Raw genomic sequence first — 1,243 nt, forward strand, 5'->3', positions numbered from 1 at the left:
TTCCGATTGAGCGCAGTGAGGTGAATCAACTATGAATAATATTATTTTGTTCAAATCAAAAAAACATATTCTTGTAGAAGAAAATTATAATGAGTTCATAAAATTTTGTCGCTATCAACTGCCCGGACTAACCCAAACTCAGGATTGGGAGCAGTATGCATGGAAAGGATATGTCACATTTAGAAAAATAGGGGTTGGAAATAAAGTCTTTGATTCCATTGATGCAATGCACGAAGATTATATCAATTTTGCGAAAGCATATATCAGATATCAACACTCATTGAAACCATTAAAAAATTATGGGGTTATTATGATGGCCTTGCGATGCCTCGAACAGGCCCTTTTGCAGGTTCAGAACACTGGTCTCATATATAATGTTACAGCCGTTGTTTTCGATGAGGCAATGCAGATCGGGAGTAAATATTTTGAAGGTAACGTTTTGGCTAAATGTGGAATACAGCTTGAAAAAATATCAAAGTTTCTATATGAACATAATCTTGTGAAATCAGGATATATCTCATGGAAAAACCATGTAAAACAGAAAGTCAAAAACAATTATCTTCCTGAGATTGAGGATTATCACCGAAGCGATAAGTTACCAGATGAAGAGGCATTGCTCGCTATTGCTGATATTTTTTCTCAAAATGATGAGCTACTGAGTCCAAGGGATAAGTTCACAAGTTCAGTATTTGCACTTCTACTTTGTTGTCCGAGCAGAATCTCTGAGATTTTAGCCTTACCTGCTGATTGTGAAATTACACAAATAGATGGCAAGGGTATTGAAAGATATGGGTTGAGATTTTATTCGGTAAAAGGGTATGGCCCTAATATCAAATGGATTCCAAGAGTTATGATACCAGTTGCAAAGAAAGCAATTAGAAGATTACTTTCCTTATCACAAAATGCAAGAGCACTTGCTTACTGGTACGAAAAGTACCCGGATAAATTTTACCGACATGAGCTTTGCCCAACAGTCGATGAAAAAGCTAAATTGACCGTTGTACAAGTTTGCCATGCACTGGGGTATAATTTATTTGATCATAAATCATGTGTTTTAAAAATTAAAAGAACGAGTTTGGATGGTGGGAAAAGTTTCTTAAACCACAATGATTACAACTATTCATTGAGTAATTTGTGGGAAATTATTAGTTCTAATTTTAGCAGAGACTTTCCATGGTATGATAAAGAAAAATCCATAAAATTTAGTAATGCTTTATGCTTGCTCAATACTGATCAATTTTCT

Annotated in this window: 1 pseudogene; it reads left to right on the plus strand. The window is 34.8% G+C overall.

The features are described 5' to 3' along the window. Positions 1–31: 31 nt before the first annotated feature. Positions 32–1,243, plus strand: a pseudogene (locus ACNQ0W_RS25125) (DNA-binding protein); the annotation flags it as partial.

Origin of the sequence: Enterobacter cloacae complex sp. 6730903 (assembly GCF_048283985.1) — a bacterium.
In the GTDB taxonomy this organism is placed as follows: Bacteria; Pseudomonadota; Gammaproteobacteria; order Enterobacterales; family Enterobacteriaceae; genus Enterobacter; species Enterobacter hormaechei_C.